The organism is Aeromonas sp. R5-4 (assembly GCF_040908215.1).
Taxonomy (GTDB): domain Bacteria; phylum Pseudomonadota; class Gammaproteobacteria; order Enterobacterales; family Aeromonadaceae; genus Aeromonas; species Aeromonas veronii.
This window is the reverse complement of sequence record NZ_JBFODG010000022.1, coordinates 88,187-105,363: the sequence shown is the minus strand read 5'-3', so window position 1 is coordinate 105,363 and position 17,177 is coordinate 88,187. Positions and strand designations below refer to the sequence as shown.

Genomic DNA, 17,177 nt, shown 5'->3' with positions numbered 1-17,177 from the left:
AACCCGTACCACCTTCCTGTTCGCAGGAGGTGGCAGAGACACGCTGAGTAAACACCAGATACGACAAAGCATCGCAGTGCGATGTGAGGGGCAATTCAGAGGGATTATGAAAACGTCGAAGAGAGATTGGAGCGGGAAACGAGACTCGAACTCGCGACCCCGACCTTGGCAAGGTCGTGCTCTACCAACTGAGCTATTCCCGCAACAGAATGTCATTTACAAGTGATTGGAGCGGGAAACGAGACTCGAACTCGCGACCCCGACCTTGGCAAGGTCGTGCTCTACCAACTGAGCTATTCCCGCAACGGAATGTCACTTACAAATGTTTGGAGCGGGAAACGAGACTCGAACTCGCGACCCCGACCTTGGCAAGGTCGTGCTCTACCAACTGAGCTATTCCCGCAACAGAATGTCATCTGCAAGTGATTGGAGCGGGAAACGAGACTCGAACTCGCGACCCCGACCTTGGCAAGGTCGTGCTCTACCAACTGAGCTATTCCCGCATCGGAATATCACTTACAAATTTTTTGGAGCGGGAAACGAGACTCGAACTCGCGACCCCGACCTTGGCAAGGTCGTGCTCTACCAACTGAGCTATTCCCGCAACAATTTGGTTGTCTTGAGGCTGGCTGATGATTGGAGCGGGAAACGAGACTCGAACTCGCGACCCCGACCTTGGCAAGGTCGTGCTCTACCAACTGAGCTATTCCCGCATCGGGCTGGTTTGCACCAGTGCCATCATCAGATTTTTGGAGCGGGAAACGAGACTCGAACTCGCGACCCCGACCTTGGCAAGGTCGTGCTCTACCAACTGAGCTATTCCCGCAACTACCTTAAAACAGGCCGTACAGCATTTGGTTGCTTGCGCTACTGTACGGGAGCCGAATTATAAGAGCAGTCATTCCAATTGCAAGGGCTTTTTTGTCTGGTTGCGCGCGTTCGCTCAAAAGCTGGCCGAACTGTCGATTTTAGCAGCCAGTGTATGACAACCCCTTGCCGGGGAATCAGATCTTGAAGACGTGGCTGCGATAGAACTGCAGCTCGGCGATGGATTCGCGGATATCGTCCAGCGCCTGGTGGGTGCCGCTCTTCTTGAACTGATCCAGCAGTTCCGGCTGCCAGCGGCGTACCAGCTCCTTGATGGTGCTGACGTCGACGTTGCGGTAGTGGAAGAAGGCTTCCAGCTCGGCCATGTGCTTGACCATGAAGCGGCGATCCTGACCGATGCTGTTGCCGCACAGCGGGCTGGTACGCTCCGGCACCCACTGGCGAATGAACGCGAGGGTCTCGGCAATGGCTTTCGCCTCATCGTGCTGACTCGCCTTGACCCGGGCGACCAGACCGCTCTTGGTATGGGTGTTGACGTTCCAGTCGTCCATCTTGGCCAGCTCTTCATCACTCTGATGAATGGCGATGACCGGCCCTTCGGCCAGTACGTTCAGATCCTTGTCGGTGACGATGGTGGCAATCTCCAGTACCACGTTCTCTTCGGGGTCGAGACCCGTCATCTCCATGTCGATCCATACCAGGTTCTGCGCGCTGACTGTCATGATTGCTCTCTCTATTGGGAGGAATGGCGGAATTTTGCCAATTTGCATGTATCATACTGGCTTTGGATCTGTTCATAAACTGGCGAATCGAGTGGCAAAGAAAGCAAAACTCAATCTGGGTCAACAAAGGCGCGTCCAGGCCAACCGCGAACGGCGGCTGCAAAAAGATCACACCACAGTGGTGGATGACACCCTGTTTGGCCCCGCCATCGAAGGGGTGGTGATCAGCCGTTTCGGTCAGCACGCAGACGTGGAAGCGGTCGATGGCACCATCCACCGCAGCAACCTGCGGCGCAGCAGCATCAGCAGTCTGGTGTGCGGCGACAAGGTGGTGTGGCGTCCCGGCCTCAATGCCGCGACAGCGGGCGTCATCGAGGCGGTGCATCCGCGCCACTCGGTACTGACCCGGCCGGACTTCTACGACGGGGTCAAACCCATCGCCGCCAACATCGACCAGATCATCATCGTCTCGGCGGTGATGCCCGAGTTCTCCACCAACATCGTCGACCGCTATCTGGTGGCCGCCGAGGATGTGGAGATCCGCCCCCTCATCGTGCTGAACAAGGTCGACATGCTCGATGATACCGCCAGAGCGCGCATCGAGAGCCAGCTCGAAACCTACCGCAAACTCGATTACGAGGTGCTGCTGGTGAGCTGCGAGAGCGGCGAAGGGCTGGATGAGCTGAAAGCCGCACTGACCGACAAGATCAGCATCTTCGTCGGCCAGTCCGGGGTGGGCAAGTCATCGCTCACCAACGCCCTGATGCCGGGGCTGGATGTACTGACCGGCGAGATCTCCGAAAACTCGGGGCTCGGCCAGCACACCACCACCACGGCGCGGCTCTACCACTTCCCGAGCGGCGGCGATCTCATCGACTCCCCCGGGATCCGCGAGTTCGCCCTCTGGCATCTGGAGGCCGACCGCATCACCTGGTGCTTCGTCGAGTTTCGCGACTACCTGGGTGGCTGCAAGTTCCGCGACTGTACCCACAAGGACGATCCCGGCTGTGCCCTGCGCGCCGCAGTCGACGCGGGCGCCATCAGCGCCGATCGCTTCCACAACTATCACCGCATCCTGGAAACCATGCAGGAAGCCCGTCACGGTCGCCAGCAAGCGCGCCTGTGACCCTAATAAACCTACGTTGATGATGAACATGAGCATTACTGACAACCTGAAAATTGCCGGTCAATACTGTCTGCCCAAGCACGCCCTCTCCCGTCTGATCGGCAAGTTTGCCGCCGCCGAAGCGGGCAACATCACCACCAAGGTGATCGAGGCTTTTATCAAGCAGTACAAGGTCGACATGAGCGAGGCGCTGCACGAGAGCCCGGCCCACTACAAGAGCTTCAACGAGTTCTTCACCCGCGAGCTCAAGCCCGGTATCCGTCCCGTGGTAGAAGATGCCATGACTCTGGCCCTGCCGGTGGATGGCACCGTCAGCCAGCTCGGCCCGATCCAGCAGGGTCGCATCATTCAGGCCAAGGGCCACGACTACAGCGCTCGCGAGCTGCTGGGCGGCTATGAGGATCTGGTTGCGCCATTCAAGGATGGCGACTTCGCCACCATCTATCTGGCGCCCAAGGATTACCACCGCATCCACATGCCGCTGGACGGCGTGCTGGAGAGCATGGTGTTCGTGCCGGGGGATCTCTTCTCCGTCAACCCGCTCACCGCCGAGAACGTGCCTAACCTGTTTGCCCGCAACGAGCGTGTGGTGGCCACCTTCCGCACCCCGCACGGCCCGATGGCGCTGGTGCTGGTCGGTGCCACTATCGTGGCCAGCATCGAGACCATCTGGGCCGGCAATATTGCGCCGACCAAAGAGAAGAAGGTGGTGCGCTGGGACTACAGCGGCGACGAGGCCATTACCCTGCAAAAAGGCGCCGAGATGGGCCTGTTCAAGCTGGGCAGCACCGTGGTCTGCCTGTTTGGCCCGGGCATGCTGGCCGGTTTCGAACCCCATCTGGCCAACGGGGTCACTACCCGCATGGGTCAGCCCTTTGCCAAGCTGGCGGAGCAGGCATGAGCGAGCAACCGAACGCCTCGCAGAAGAACAACCCGCTGCACGGGCTGACACTGGAAGCCATCGTCACCGCGCTGGTCGAATACTACGGCTGGGAAGAGCTGGGGCAGCAGATCAATATCCGCTGCTTCACCGATAATCCCAGCATCAAGTCCAGCCTGAAGTTCTTGCGCAAGACCCCCTGGGCTCGGGAGAAGGTCGAAAGCCTCTACCTCTACGTCCAGCGCAAGCAAGCCAAATCGAAGAAGGAAGGGCAAGATGGCCTTTAAGATTACGTACACCTATAAAAAACAGGCCAAAGAGATCGGCTACGCGAACGACAAGTTCCGCAGCATCTACGACGCCATCGCCGCTGCCGAAGGGCTGGATCTCACCAGTTTTCACGCTATGGAGGCCCAGCTGGCTCAGGTTTGTCGCCGTGACAAGAAAAGCGTGAAGGATTACCAGGAGAACTACTTCAAAGAGTTGGGATTCTCCAACATCGTCATCGAACGGGATCTTCAGGAGTAACCATGCGCACCTTGACCCTGATGGCCGCCTCTCTGCTGCTGGCGGCATGCAGTACACCGGAACAACATCTGGTTGGCAGCGATCGCGACAGCCACGGCTGTATCGGCAGTGCGGGCTATCAGTGGTCAGCACTGACAGGCAAATGTGTGCGCCTGTTTGAAGAGGGTATCCGGCTCAATCCAACCGATGCCAGCCAGACCAGCAGCGCCTTCGTGCTGTTTAATGCCGATCAGACGCAGGCCGAACTGCATCTACCAAGCGGCGAGCTGCTTGCGCTGACCCGTCAAGGTGCAGAGGGCAACTGGTCGTGGCAGGGTAGCGGCTACACCCTCTTCATCTGGAAGGGTTATGTGCTCAAATCAGGTGACAAGGCGCTCTATCACGGGGAATAACCCCGAGGAATAGCGCACGGCGTGGTATCGGCGCGATGCCAGCGAAAAAAATGCCGACCCTGTGGTCGGCATTTTTGTTTTTGCAACAGCCTGTTATCAGGCACGGCTGAGGTAATCGGCCTGCCCTACCCACTTGTAGCTGGTGAGCTCGGTGAGCCCCATGGGGCCACGGGCATGCAGCATCTGGGTCGAGACCGCCACTTCGGCGCCCAGACCAAACTGGCCACCATCGGTGAAACGGGTGGAGGCGTTGACATAGACAGCCGCCGAACCGGCCCCGTTGACGAAACGCTCGGCGTTGGCCAGATCGTTGGTCAGGATGGCATCGGAGTGGCCGGCGTTGTGTTCGCGCATATGGGCCAGCGCCTCGTTCACATCCGCCACCAACTTGACCCCCAGGGTCAGCCCGAGCCACTCGGTATCGAAATCCTCCGGCCCCGCCTCGCACAGGTTATCGGCACCCGCCAACTGCGTCATGGCGTTGGGCGCGGCCACCAGCGTCACCTTGCGCTCGTTCATCAGCGTCACCAGCTGCGGCAGGAAAGCCGAAGCGACTTTCTCGTGTACCAGCAGAGTATCGAGGGCATTGCAGGCGGAGGGGCGTTGCACCTTGGCGTTGTCGATGACCGCCAGAGAGCGCACCAGATCGGCACTCTCGTCGACGAAAATATGGCTGATACCGAACCCGCCGATGATGACCGGGATGGAGCTGTTCTCCTTGCACATCTTGTGCAGGCCGGCACCGCCACGGGGGATGATCATGTCCACATAGCGGTCGAGGCGCAGCAGCTCGCCGACCAGCGCCCGATCCGGGTTGTCGATGTACTGCACCGCCGCCTCGGGCAGACCGGAGGCCGCCAAGGCATGCTGGATCACCCGCACCAGCTCCAGATTGGAGTGGAAGGTCTCGCGCCCGCCACGCAATATGCTGGCGTTGCCGGTCTTGAGGCAGAGGCTGGCGATATCGATGGTGACGTTGGGGCGCGCCTCGTAGATGACGCCGATAACCCCGATGGGCACCCGACGACGGGAGAGCCGCAGGCCATTCTCCAGCACCCGGCTATCCATTTCGGCGCCGACCGGATCGTCCAGCGTGATCACCTTGCGCACATCTGCCACGATACCGGCCAGCCGGGCCGGATTGAGCAGCAGGCGATCCAGCATCGCCTCTGACAAGCCTGCCTCACGGCCGGCGGCGATATCTTTCGCGTTGGCGGCGAGGATCTGCTCACTGCGCGCCTCCAACTCGTCGGCGATGGCGGCCAGCGCCCGATTCTTCTGCGCCGTGCTGATGGTAGCCAGCTGATAGGCGGCTTCACGGGCCGCCAGCCCCATTTTCTCCAGACTCATCTCATTTCCCTTTGTTCATGCCGTGCCGCCCTGATTAGAGCAGCACCATATCGTCTCGATGGATGGCTACTGAACCATATCCATAGCCCAGTACCTGCTCAATCTGATCCGAGTGGACGCCACGCAACTTCTCCAGCTCCAGATGGTCGTAACGGCAGATACCGCGCGCCAGCTCGGCGCCCTTGGGATCAAGAATTCGCACCACATCGCCTCGAATAAAGTCACCCTTGACGGCGACAATCCCCTTGGGCAGCAGGCTGGAGCCTTTATCCTTCATGGCGGCGACAGCCCCCTGATCCACATGTACTTCGCCGTGAGGGGGCGGGCCTGCCAGGATCCAGCTCTTGCGCCCTTCCAGCGGGGACGCCAGCGCCGGGAACAGGGTGCCAATCCGCTCGCCCTTGGCGAGACGGCCGATCACCTCCGGCATCTGGCCGGTCGCGATCACCACGTTGACGCCGGCGCGGCGCGCCACATCGGCGGCCTGCAGCTTGGTAGCCATGCCGCCGGTGCCGAGGCCGCTGACACTGTCACCCGCCAGCGAGCGCAGGGTATCGTCGATGGTCTGTACCTCTTCAATGAGCTGGGCGTCGGGATTGGTGCGCGGATCGGCGGTAAAGAGCCCCTTCTGGTCGGTCAGCAGGATCAGCAGATCCGCATCCGCCAGAATGGCGGCCCGTGCGGAGAGGTTGTCGTTGTCGCCCACCTTGATCTCGGCGGTCGCCACCGCGTCGTTTTCGTTGATGACCGGAATAATGCGGTGATCAAGCAGGGTGCGCATGGTATCGCGGGCGTTGAGGTAGCGCTCCCGATCTTCCAGATCGGCGCGGGTCAGCAGCATCTGGCCGATATGCAGACCGTAGAGGTTGAACAGATCCTGCCATACCCGAATAAGCTGGGTCTGACCAACCGCCGCCAGCATCTGCTTGTTGGGCAGGGTTGGCGCCAGTGGCGGGTGACCCAGATGTTCACGCCCGGCGGCGATAGCCCCTGATGTGACGACCACGACCCTGTGGCCGTGACGGTGCAAGGCCGCACACTGTCTGACCAGCTCGACCATATGGGCACGATTGAGCTGGGAAGACCCCCCTGTGAGCACGCTGGTGCCCAACTTGACGACTATGGTTCTGTTTTCCATGGGAGCATAAAGGCTAAAAAAGTAAGGAATATCTTTATACCCACGGCTATGGAGGCCTGCAAGGCAATTAACGCAGGGGTGAGGAGATGGGGCAAAGCCCGGATGATTGCGGTCGGAAGGGAAGATAGCTGACTGATGGCCCGGCAAACAGCGGGATGCTGCTCGCCGGGCATCAGGGATCAAGCGGCGGTCACGGTCAACTCATTGGTGACCTGATCCGCTGGCGCTAACTGGCACTCCAGTGCCGTCAGTTTGTCGCTGATGAGCTTGTAGAAACGGTTGAGAGTCCGCTCCACTTCGACCTGGTGCTTCTTGGGGATCGGCTTGTCCAGCCACTCACCATCAGCATTGTAGAAACCGAGCTGATAGTGGTAACGGAAATGGTGATCGTCCTGCTCCAGCACCAGCCACCAGCCCCAGAACTCCCGTTTGTCCGGCGCCGGCTTGGCGCTGACACAGACCGACAGGCAGTCGAAACGATAACGCCCCTCTTCGCAGAGATCTTCGCGCAAATAGGGGCCAATGGCAGCAAACTGCCTCAGCAGTCGCTTGTAGGTCACTCTTTCAGACATGTTAACCTCCCTGTTAAACAAGCCGCGCCACCTCGGGATGGCGTCAGTTCTTTAGCGCAATGTCAGGTACACAAATGCTGTTTCAGCCACTCGACGATTTCGTCCAGTGCCTTGTCATACACCTCCAGCAAAGGCTGTTTGTCGAATACGATGGCCTTGCCGTTACGACTGGCCGCCGCCAATGCCCGTACATCCTGCTCGGGACAAATAAAATCTCGCTTGTGTCCAATACTCAATATCGGCACTGAGGTGCGAGTCCCCAGTAATCCTTGTGTTTTAAGTGAAAATACCTGGCACTTGGTACGCATGCCATCCCACTGCGCCGCATCCGCCCCCAACCGGTTGGCCAGACTGTCCCGCATCATGCGCGGGCACTTGGCAAACTGCTCCTGATTGGTAAACACCTGATTGACCCCGGCGCCGACACAAACCACGGTGCGCAGCTTAAAGGGTTCGATAAAGGCCAGTCTGGCTGCGATATTGCCCGCCAGACGCATCCCCACCATGGCGATACGCTGATGATCGACCCAGGCCACTTCGGAGAGGTAATGGAGCACCGCCTGATGGAGACGGCTGGTATCCTGCACCAGCGGCCAATGCTCGGCATAGCCGACCCCGGGCATATCGAGGGAGAGCATGCCGATACCGTTGGGCTCGAGCCGTTTGAGATAGAAGTTGAGGAAATCGAGCTGCAGGGAGTCGATCCCGCCGCTGATGATCACCAGCGGCACCGGTTTTTCGGTCGTCGGCAGGTGGAGATAACCCTGAATATGCTTGCCGCGAAAAGGCACCTGGATTTCTTTGAGCGGCACCTTGAACAGGCGGCCCGCCTCGCGATAGGCCATGTTGCCAAGCAGCTGGGCCTGATCCGCCAGCTCATCATCCTTGAGATGGGGATAGCTGGCGATGGAGTAGTAGCGCACCGCCTTGAGCAGCTGCTTCAGGGCGCCAGAAGTATCCCCCGTCTCGTGCAGTTCGCGGCCCTGCTTGAAATAGTTGCCAGCCACCTGGCTCCATTCGTAGATCCAGTTGCCGGGCACATAGCCCTTGATGGTATCGAGATAGCAGTCATGGGTGCGCTCGCCGGTCGCCATGGCGATGCGGGCCAGGGTCTGCTCCACTTCGATGGGATCAGCCCCCTGCCAGGTCCAGGAGGGGCGGCGCAGCAGGCGATACCAGCTCTTTGACATGGAGCCGTCGATAAACATCTCGTCTGACTCGGCTTGCGCCAGATCAGCCGCACTGGAGTTGGAGATCTCGGATGTTTCCAATACCTTCTTGACGCGGGTAAAGAGCTGTTCGGTCAGGTTTAGGTCTTCGTTCAAGTCCAAGATAGTGTCCCATTCATATCAGGCAATAGCTCATCTTAACCACTTTTACTGCCCATCAGCCACCCTGCAACAGATTGATACACAAAAAAACAGGGCTCCAAATTGGAGCCCTGTGAAACCATTATTGCCGGTTGCGACCAATGGACGCAGCGAGCGTCACATCCCGATCCTGTTACTTTTCGTCGCAGATCGGTGTGGCGAACTCCAGTGCCATATCCCACGGCTGTTCAATCCAGGTATCCTGCGGGATCGCCACTTCGAAATCGTCCAGCAGCGCTTCGCCCATCGGCTTGGCAAAGATCGCGATGAACTTGGCTTTAGGGTAGAGCTCGCGGATCGCCTTGGCGGTAGTGCCAGTGTCCACCAGATCTTCCACCACCAGCCAGCCTTCGCCGTCACCGGCGGTGGTGGCAGCCTTCACGACCACCAACTCGCGCTGGCTGTCATGGTCATAGCTGGAGATGCAGAGGGTTTCCACATTACGAATGCCAAGTTCACGGGCCATCAGGGCTGCGGGCACCAGACCACCACGGCTGACCGCGATGATACCTTTCCACTGGCTGACAGGCAGCTGACGACGAGCCAGACGGCGAGCTTCACGTTGCAGGTTGTCCCACGACACATAGAACTTTTTCGGCATGTTATCTATCTCGAATAGTTATTTAAAAACAATCACTTAAAATAACAACATCCGCAATTATCCCTGCGGATGCCAGTAAATGGCGGCCCTTGCCCGACTGAATTCAGATTGCACTTCGGCTGCCTCAGGGCTAAGCCTCGGCAGCAAATCTGATAACAATGGAAGCAAGATGGGCTTATCCGGCGATCGGTTAGATGATGTGTCCAAACCGCGGACAGGCTGTTGGGCCGATATGATAGCACCGTTTGCAGAGAAAATGCCTGGCAAACGTATGCCAAAAACAGGAAAAATCGGCATCCCCCTCTCCATTCGGCACATCTCGAGCGCCAAACGACTAACCTGCCGTCCCTGCTGCCGAGTCCAAATGGGCCGTGCGGCAAATCGCAGATAAAAAAATAGCAGGGGGAGGATTTACCTCACGCACCTGCTGCTTTCTCGCCTCTGCCTGGTTGGGCAGCTCGTCTTAGCGACGAGTGACGAAGGGGTTAGGGTAGCTGAAACCCTGGGTATACAAAGAGGGGGCAAACCAATAGGTTGAGTTGCTGCCTGGCATATTGAAACTCCTGATTGCTTAACAAGTTACGTACCTTTAATGCGGGCTCAAATCCTTGAACGAACACTCGGTTCCATGGAGGCGCACTTGCTTTGCTTCGGTTCCCTGGAGGCTTTCATCGTCATCCTGACGGGTGGCGAACCACGGGAGCTAATTTACCAGTCGGTGCGTTAAATTCAATATTTTTGTGATATCGGTCACACATTTTCTTTTCTATCGGTCAGCGTCGTCCGAACCTGACGATCGTACTGCCTGGTTGCCATCAGCCAGCACAAGCTGCCTGCGATTTGCGCTGATTGCTCACATTTTTGTGTGATTGACTGTATTATCGTTATCCTCTTCCCCGGCCCGCTGATGGGGCCCTGTTAATTCCGTGCTGGTAAGGAGTCCCGACGTGGCACAGCTTAGCTCTCTCTCTCCCAAACTGATTTGGCATTTCTTCGAACAGATCTGCTCCATCCCCCACCCTTCCAAACATGAAGCCAAACTGAGCGCCTGGATCATCCAATGGGCTCAAGGGGAAGGTCTGGCGGTCAAGCAGGACAAGGTCGGCAACATCATCATCAAGAAACCGGCCACCCCGGGGATGGAAAACCGCAAAGCCGTGGTACTGCAAGCCCACATCGACATGGTGCCGCAGGCCAACGCAGACACCAAACACGACTTCGCGACAGATCCCATCGATGCCTATGTGGATGGCGAGTGGGTCACTGCCCGTGGCACCACCCTGGGTGCCGACAACGGCATCGGTATGGCCGGTTGCCTGGCAGTACTGGCTGACAAGACCATCAAGCACGGCCCGCTGGAAGTGCTGCTGACCACCGACGAAGAGACCGGCATGACCGGCGCATTCGGTCTGGAAGCGGGCTGGCTGGAGGGCGAAATTCTGCTCAACACCGACTCCGAAGAGGATGGCGAAGTCTATATGGGCTGCGCTGGCGGTGTGGATGCCAATATCCGCTTCCCGCTCGAGCTGGTTGATGCTGCTGAAGGTGAAGCGTTCGAACTGGCGGTCAAAGGGCTGCGTGGCGGTCACTCCGGTTGCGATATCCATCGCGGTCGTGGCAACGCCAACAAGCTGCTGGTGCGTCTGCTCAAAGCAGCCGAGCCGCTGGGTGTTCGTCTGGCCGAGATCCACGGCGGCACTCTGCGCAACGCCATCCCGCGCGAAGCCCGTGCCACCCTGCTGGTGCCCGCTGCCAGCGTAAACGAGTTCAAGGCGCTGGTTGACCGCTATACCGGGATCTACCAGACCGAACTGGCCGCCACCGAGCCGAACCTGACCGTGCTGGTCAACAGCGCCGCCAAACCGGCCAAGCTGATGAGCGTCTCCCTGCAGCAGCGCCTGCTGGATGCCCTGATGGCCTGCCCGAACGGTGTGATGCGCATGAGCGATGCCATGCCCGGCGTGACCGAAACCTCTACCAACCTGGGGGTCATCAAGACTCAGGATGGCGAAGTGTACGTCCAGTGCCTGATCCGCTCCCTGATTGACTCCGGCCGCGAGAGCATCGAGCAGATGACCCGCTCCCTGTTCACCTTGGCAGGCGCCAGCTGCGAATTCACCGGTGCCTACCCGGGTTGGGCGCCGAACGTGGACTCCCCCGTCATGGCGCTGGTACGCAACAGCTACCAGACCCTGTTTGGCACCATGCCCAACGTGATGGTGATCCACGCTGGTCTCGAGTGCGGTCTGTTCAAGAGCGCCTATCCGGAGTGGGACATGGTCTCCTTCGGCCCGACCATCCGCGGTGCCCACTCCCCTGACGAGAAGGTACATATCCCGGCGGTCGAGCGTTTCTGGCAACTGCTGGTGCACGTGCTGGAAGCGATTCCGGCCAAATAACCCGGCCTGCGCCACACGGCAAAACAAAGCCCCGCACTGCTGCGGGGCTTTTTTATTGTCTGTTCCAACCTGACGTTGGCGCTTACCGGATGCCGCGGGCCTCGCGGATCCACTCCCAGGCTTGCTGGATCTCCTGGGTCTTCTCCTTGGCCATCTCCATCATCTCCGGCGGCAACCCTTTGGCGGCCAGCTTGTCCGGGTGATGCTTGCTCATCTCCTTGCGGTAGGCGCGCTTGATATCCTGATCGCTGTCGCTCTCGCTCACCCCCAGCAACTGGTAGGCATTCTTGAGGCGATCCGCAGAGGGTGCCGCCTGCCGATACTGCTGACCACCGGAATGGCCCCCCTGATACTGGCCATGGGCCTGATTGAAGAAGTTCATCTGCGCTTCGGCCATCGCCAGAATGCGGGCCAACTCGATGCGGCTGAAACCCAGCTCGTCGGCAATGGTATGCAGAATGGCGCGCTCGCCCTCCTCCACCTGCCCGTCGGCAAAGGCCGCCTGCAACTGCACTTCGAGGAAGAAGCGCAGGATATCGCGCTGCCCCAGACTGGCACGGCGGAACTCGGCCAGGGTCTCGCGCAGCGGGAAGTCGGCCTCCTTACCGAGACGAAACGACTCCTGCGCCCGGGCACGCTGTTCGCCCGCCAGCCGCATCCGATCCATCAGGTTGGAGGCAACCCGGATCTCCTGCTCGGTCACCTGGCCGCTTGACTTGGCGATATGGCCCATCACCGAGAAGGTGGCATGGAAGAAGACGGCTTGCTGCTCCTGACTCGGACCACGACGAAACGCCCCCTGCAGCCCCATGCCACGGTCGAAACGGTGGCCGATCCAGAGGCCAATCAGTGCACCGATGATATTGCCGAGCAGAAAACCGAAGAAGGCGCCCAGCACCTTACCCCAAATACGCATGGTTCAAGACCTCTTGAAGTTAATGAGTGCGGGCCTGGAGCTGGTCATCCAGCTCGCGCAGTCGATCGACCGTGCCGATATCACGCCACTCGCCAGCGAGCAGGCTGCCGCCCACCCGCCCTTGCGCCATCCAGTCACGGAGCAGGGGCGCCAGCTTGCGGGCGCCGCCCGCGAGACCGGCAAAGGCCGCCGGATCATATAGTCCGACCCCGCTGAAGGTAAACGCTGGCGTATCCATGACTCGCCCCCCTTGCAGGGCAAAGTCCCCGTTCGGGTGCTGGGGCGGATTGGGCACCAGCCAGAGGTGGGCCAAATCATCGCCAAGGGGCTGGCTGACCAGAGTGTGATAATCGAGATCGAGCCAGGTATCGCCGTTGATCACCAAAAAGGCTTCAGAGCCCAGCAGCGGCAGCGCCTGCACAATGCCGCCCGCGGTCTCCAGCGCACTCTCCTCGGCTGACCAGTGGATGGTCACGCCAAGCGCACTGCCATCACCAAGGCTATCGACCAGCTTGTGGCCAAGCCAGGCGTGGTTGATGACCAACTCGGTCACGCCAGCGGCTTTGAGTTTTTCGATGTGATGAACGATGAGCGGCTTGCCCCCCACCGCCAGCAGCGGCTTGGGCAGCAGGTCAGTCAGCGGGCGCATTCGCTCGCCACGGCCAGCGGCCAGGATCATCGCCTTCATGATTTAACTCCAGCATTGGCGATCCCCGGCAACACCACCTGCTCCAGCCACTGACCAAAACGGGCCAATACCGGATAGGCACTACCGTGAGTGCGACAGACATCCACCACGTAGCCGAGGGTGCGGGGAATATCCTTGAGATAGCCGGACTTGCCGTCGCGATGATAGAGCCGGGTGAAGATCCCCGCCGCTTTGAGGTGGCGCTGCATGCCGGTCAGGTCGGCATCACGACGGAAACTGGCATAATCGAGCTCGCCAAGCAGACCCGCCTGTTGCAGGGTGGCAAAGCCGTGGCGCATACCTTCATCGATCACCTCGTCAGGCCAGCGTATGTAGCAATCTTTAAGCAAGGAGACCAGGTCATAGGTGAGCGGCCCGATGACCATATCCTGAAAATCGATGATGGCCAGCCGGCTGCTCTCGGGAGTATCCCCGCCACACACCATCAGGTTGCGACTGTGGAAATCTCTATGCATCACCCCCTGCGGCTGGGCCAGATTGCAGGCGGTGAGGCAGGCAAAGGTCTCGTCCAGCAGTTGCTGCTCTTCATGGCTCAGGGTCAGTTGCAGATGATGACCCAGCAGCCACTCGGGGAAAATGCTGTTCTCCCGCGCCATAAAAGCTGCATCGAAGGGTTCAAGCGCCAGTTCAACCGCCCCCAGGCGGGGCAGCAAATCAATCGCCTTGCCATACCAGGCCAGCACATTGTGTTCGTTCAGGCAGCTGATCAGCTGGGTATCGCCCAGGTCACTGACCGCCAGCAGCCCCTGTTCGTAGTCCACCGCCTTCACCTCTGGCGCCAACAGCTGACGCGCCTGCAAGGCCGCAGCGTTACGAACAAACTCATGATTTTTTTCTGTTTTCGGATTGGCATCCACCCACACAAGACCACCACCACGAGAGTAGCGGCGGAAGCTGGCATCACCGGAAATGAGGGTCAACTGAAGATTGGCATCACCGGAAATACGGCGTGCCCACTGCAATAGCAGGGAATCGCGATCGTGCATAAGTAGAGGACCAAGGTGGAAAGCAGCACTTGGCTGTTAGCCCTGGCCGCAATAATGCTTTATCATTGCCGGCTAACATAAAGCAATGACATGCAATGTCAACTCGATGAAACCTGTCGTAAAATGCATGCCTTGGATCAACCGTATCTATCACGGATTGCACGAGTCTTTCACATGACAAAATGGACACTGGGGTACCGCTATCCCATCGCCCTGACTATCAGCCTGGCCCCCGCACTCACCTCTATGATGGTGCAGGCGGCCCCGTTCGAAGCGCCGCCAGCCACCGGCATTCTAGATAGTCTCTGCTATGACTATGTTCCCAAGATAGAGAAGCCTGCATCGGATCAGGATGCCAACGCACAGCCGGTCGAGGTTGATGCTGACCGTCTCGAGGCCAAACAGGGCGGCACCGCCGTCTATGAAGGTGACGTCAAGGTTCGTCAGGGTGTTCGCAAGTTTGACTCCGACTATGCCCAGCTCGACCAGAAGAGCCGGGATGTCATCGCCATCGGCAACATCTATTACAACGACGGTCAGGTGACCGTCACCAGCGACAAGACCCTCAAATCCAACCTGGATACCAAGAACTCCGAACTGGAAGAGGGCAAGTATCAGGTGCATGGCTCACCGGTGCGCGGCTTTGCCAAGCGCGTGGTGATGACCAACAACAACCAGAACATCACCATGGAGGGGGCCCAGTACACCACCTGCCCCCCCGGTCAGGAAGTGTGGACCCTCAAGGCGGGCAGCATCGACATCGACCAGAAAGAGGTGTTCGGCGAAGCCTGGAATGCCAGCCTCTGGCTCTATGATTACCCGGTGTTCTACTTCCCCTATATCAACTTCCCCATCAAGGATGAGCGGAAGACCGGTCTGCTCTACCCGGGTTACAAGCAGAGCTCCAGCAACGGCATGGATATCACCCAGCCCTTCTACTGGAACATAGCTCCCAACTACGATGCCACAATCACCTCCCGTTTTATGGATAAACGCGGCCTGATGGAACAGGTGGAGTTCCGCTATATGCCGGACCCCGCCCACACCGGCACCCTCTATTTTGAAAATCTGGCGGATGACAAGCAGTACAGCCCGAGCAATCCGAGTCTGGCTGGCCTGTCCGATGGCCATCGCTACCTGATGAACGTCCGCCACGGTTCCGCCCTGATGGATGGCAGCCTGCGTTTTGGTATCGACTACACCCAGGTGCGCGACAAGGATTACAACTACTTCAACGACTTCAGCCCGCAAGTGGGCACTCAGGTCGACAGCCAGTTGCAACAATCCTTTACCGCTGGCTACTACCAGCCTAACTGGAACCTCACCTCCGAGGTGCGCCGCTACCAGATCCTGAGTCCGTATGTGCTACTGCCCCACGAGATGCTGCCGCGTATTGACTACAACTACTATCAGCAAGGCAAGTGGTTCGATCTGGCCTGGAACAGCGAACTAACCAAGTTTGGCTATGACAGCGGCAGTGCCACAGCCCAACAGGCCGGTGAGCGCTATACCGCCACTCGTCTGCATCTGGCCCCCACCCTGACCGTGCCTCTGGTAGATGCACCGGGTTACTACCTGACCAGCCAGTACAAACTGATGTTTACCTCCTATAACCAAGAGGTACCTGATACTTATAAACACCCCAACCTAAGCGGTAACACTGCGTTAGATCGCAATGCCCAGTTGTATATGCAAGGGAATGAATCAGTACTGAAAGACGGCACCATTACCCGAACTCTGCCGTCCTTCCGGCTCAAGGGGGGCGTCAACTTCGATCGGCCGCTCGACTGGTATGATGGCAAGGGCACCCAAACCCTGGAACCCGAGTTCCAGTACCTCTATATCCCTTACAAAAATCAGGACGAGATCGGGATCTACGACTCCACCACCACCCGTCAGGACTACTACAGCCTGTTCAGTGACCGCCGCTTTGCCGGTCTCGACCGCATCAGCGATGCCAATCGGGTCACCGTTGGCCTGACCAGCCGGGTCTATGACAATGTGGGTGATGAACGGTTGCGTCTGGCGGTGGCCCAGGCCTTCGAAATGACACCACCCAAGGTGCGCCTCTACCCTTCAAATCCGGAAAGCACCAACGCCCGCTCCCTGCTCTCGTTCGAGGGGGATGCCCGGATCACCGATGAGTGGTTTGCCCACGCAGGGACCCAGTACGATACCTCCGAGGGTGAATTTACGGCTGGCAACGGTGCAGTCGAGTACCGGACCGGCAAGCTGACCACTCAGGTCAACTACCGCTACATCAAGGATGGCAACCTGGACTATCGCTATCCGACCAACACGGCGCTGGCAGAAGATCTGAGCCAGGCAGGTCTGGTGATGATGGCGCCGATCGCCGATCAGTGGCAGATGTATGGCGGTTACTACCGTGACATCAAGCAGGATGTGAACATTGACCGCAAGATCGGTGTCAAATACGACTCCTGCTGCTGGAGCATCAACATGAGCCTGGAGTGGCACAATCAGCCGGACAACGTCACCCTGAAGCCCACTTCGGAAAAAGTCATTGGTCTGCAGTTTGAAATGAAGGGACTTGGCAGCGTGGGTACCGGTGGCCGCAGCGTCACCCTGGATACCGAGCTGTTGCCCTATGTTCGCCCGTTTAATCTGAAAGGCCAGCAATGATGCTGGCCCAGCCTTGA

At 58.9% G+C, this 17,177-nt stretch carries 16 protein-coding genes and 7 tRNA genes; 7 read left to right on the top strand and 16 right to left on the bottom strand.

Annotated features, from left to right (window positions below; all coding sequences use genetic code 11):
• Positions 1-127 precede the first annotated feature (127 nt).
• The 8 genes from AB5Y83_RS11045 to orn form a co-directional block, all read right to left on the bottom strand.
• A tRNA-Gly gene (locus AB5Y83_RS11045) sits at positions 128-203 on the bottom strand.
• A gap of 24 nt (positions 204-227) precedes the next feature.
• Positions 228-303: transfer RNA gene (locus AB5Y83_RS11040), tRNA-Gly, on the bottom strand.
• Between the two features lie 24 nt (positions 304-327).
• A tRNA-Gly gene (locus AB5Y83_RS11035) sits at positions 328-403 on the bottom strand.
• Positions 404-427: 24 nt separating this feature from the next.
• Positions 428-503 (bottom strand) — tRNA-Gly (locus tag AB5Y83_RS11030).
• Between the two features lie 25 nt (positions 504-528).
• Positions 529-604: transfer RNA gene (locus tag AB5Y83_RS11025), tRNA-Gly, on the bottom strand.
• Positions 605-637: 33 nt separating this feature from the next.
• Positions 638-713: transfer RNA gene (locus AB5Y83_RS11020), tRNA-Gly, on the bottom strand.
• A 37-nt stretch (positions 714-750) separates the two neighbouring features.
• Positions 751-826 (bottom strand) — tRNA-Gly (locus AB5Y83_RS11015).
• Between the two features lie 178 nt (positions 827-1,004).
• Entirely contained in the window at positions 1,005-1,550 is a 546-nt protein-coding gene (gene orn / locus AB5Y83_RS11010; RefSeq protein ID WP_111900716.1) for an oligoribonuclease, read from the bottom strand.
• 91 nt (positions 1,551-1,641) lie between these two features.
• On the opposite strand from orn, the gene rsgA reads away from it, so the two are divergent.
• The 5 genes from rsgA to AB5Y83_RS10985 are packed head-to-tail and all read left to right on the top strand — an operon-like array spanning position 1,642 to position 4,476.
• A complete protein-coding gene (rsgA, locus tag AB5Y83_RS11005; RefSeq protein ID WP_058059465.1) occupies positions 1,642-2,676 on the top strand; it encodes a small ribosomal subunit biogenesis GTPase RsgA in 1,035 nt (344 codons plus the stop codon).
• A 28-nt stretch (positions 2,677-2,704) separates the two neighbouring features.
• The gene (asd, locus tag AB5Y83_RS11000) at positions 2,705-3,577 is read left to right on the top strand and encodes an archaetidylserine decarboxylase (RefSeq protein WP_021231920.1); all 873 of its coding nucleotides are present in this window, start codon (positions 2,705-2,707) and stop codon (positions 3,575-3,577) included.
• Complete coding sequence (locus tag AB5Y83_RS10995) at positions 3,574-3,843, top strand: VF530 family DNA-binding protein (protein WP_005338981.1); 270 nt, start codon at positions 3,574-3,576, stop codon at positions 3,841-3,843. The genes asd and AB5Y83_RS10995 overlap by 4 nt, the downstream gene beginning before the upstream one ends.
• Positions 3,833-4,084, top strand: coding sequence for a DUF2960 domain-containing protein (locus tag AB5Y83_RS10990; protein WP_005338984.1), 252 nt, complete (start codon positions 3,833-3,835; stop codon positions 4,082-4,084). Before AB5Y83_RS10995 ends, AB5Y83_RS10990 begins: the two co-directional genes overlap by 11 nt.
• Positions 4,085-4,086: 2 nt before the next feature.
• On the top strand, positions 4,087-4,476 hold the full coding sequence (locus tag AB5Y83_RS10985) for a hypothetical protein (RefSeq protein ID WP_120414855.1): 390 nt from the start codon (positions 4,087-4,089) through the stop codon (positions 4,474-4,476).
• 96 nt (positions 4,477-4,572) lie between these two features.
• Here AB5Y83_RS10985 and AB5Y83_RS10980 read toward each other — a convergent pair whose 3' ends face one another.
• From AB5Y83_RS10980 to gpt, 5 genes are all read right to left on the bottom strand, one after another.
• On the bottom strand, positions 4,573-5,826 hold the full coding sequence (locus AB5Y83_RS10980; protein WP_368175159.1) for a glutamate-5-semialdehyde dehydrogenase: 1,254 nt from the start codon (positions 5,824-5,826) through the stop codon (positions 4,573-4,575).
• A 34-nt stretch (positions 5,827-5,860) separates the two neighbouring features.
• Complete coding sequence (gene proB / locus AB5Y83_RS10975) at positions 5,861-6,964, bottom strand: glutamate 5-kinase (protein WP_042080580.1); 1,104 nt, start codon at positions 6,962-6,964, stop codon at positions 5,861-5,863.
• Between the two features lie 179 nt (positions 6,965-7,143).
• Positions 7,144-7,536, bottom strand: coding sequence for a sigma factor-binding protein Crl (gene crl, locus AB5Y83_RS10970; RefSeq protein ID WP_005339003.1), 393 nt, complete (start codon positions 7,534-7,536; stop codon positions 7,144-7,146).
• Between the two features lie 62 nt (positions 7,537-7,598).
• The gene (gene frsA, locus AB5Y83_RS10965) at positions 7,599-8,867 is read right to left on the bottom strand and encodes an esterase FrsA (protein WP_368175158.1); all 1,269 of its coding nucleotides are present in this window, start codon (positions 8,865-8,867) and stop codon (positions 7,599-7,601) included.
• A gap of 172 nt (positions 8,868-9,039) precedes the next feature.
• The gene (gene gpt / locus AB5Y83_RS10960) at positions 9,040-9,507 is read right to left on the bottom strand and encodes a xanthine phosphoribosyltransferase (RefSeq protein ID WP_005339007.1); all 468 of its coding nucleotides are present in this window, start codon (positions 9,505-9,507) and stop codon (positions 9,040-9,042) included.
• 947 nt (positions 9,508-10,454) lie between these two features.
• Here gpt and AB5Y83_RS10955 point away from each other — a divergent pair.
• Positions 10,455-11,906: an aminoacyl-histidine dipeptidase gene (locus AB5Y83_RS10955; RefSeq protein WP_124930147.1), complete on the top strand. Its 1,452-nt coding sequence runs from the start codon at positions 10,455-10,457 to the stop codon at positions 11,904-11,906.
• An 82-nt stretch (positions 11,907-11,988) separates the two neighbouring features.
• Here AB5Y83_RS10955 and djlA read toward each other — a convergent pair whose 3' ends face one another.
• Genes djlA through AB5Y83_RS10940 form a run of 3 tightly spaced genes read right to left on the bottom strand, consistent with a single transcriptional unit; the run spans position 11,989 to position 14,517 of the window.
• Positions 11,989-12,822, bottom strand: coding sequence for a co-chaperone DjlA (djlA, locus tag AB5Y83_RS10950; protein WP_201911586.1), 834 nt, complete (start codon positions 12,820-12,822; stop codon positions 11,989-11,991).
• A gap of 19 nt (positions 12,823-12,841) precedes the next feature.
• Entirely contained in the window at positions 12,842-13,510 is a 669-nt protein-coding gene (gene murU, locus AB5Y83_RS10945) for an N-acetylmuramate alpha-1-phosphate uridylyltransferase MurU (protein WP_368172046.1), read from the bottom strand.
• Positions 13,507-14,517 carry an aminoglycoside phosphotransferase family protein gene (locus AB5Y83_RS10940; RefSeq protein WP_368175157.1) on the bottom strand — a complete coding sequence of 337 codons (1,011 nt, stop codon included), beginning with the start codon at positions 14,515-14,517 and terminating at the stop codon, positions 13,507-13,509. Before AB5Y83_RS10940 ends, murU begins: the two co-directional genes overlap by 4 nt.
• Before the next feature lie 174 nt (positions 14,518-14,691).
• On the opposite strand from AB5Y83_RS10940, the gene lptD reads away from it, so the two are divergent.
• The gene (lptD, locus tag AB5Y83_RS10935) at positions 14,692-17,160 is read left to right on the top strand and encodes an LPS assembly protein LptD (protein WP_368175156.1); all 2,469 of its coding nucleotides are present in this window, start codon (positions 14,692-14,694) and stop codon (positions 17,158-17,160) included.
• The last annotated feature ends 17 nt before the right edge of the window (positions 17,161-17,177 follow it).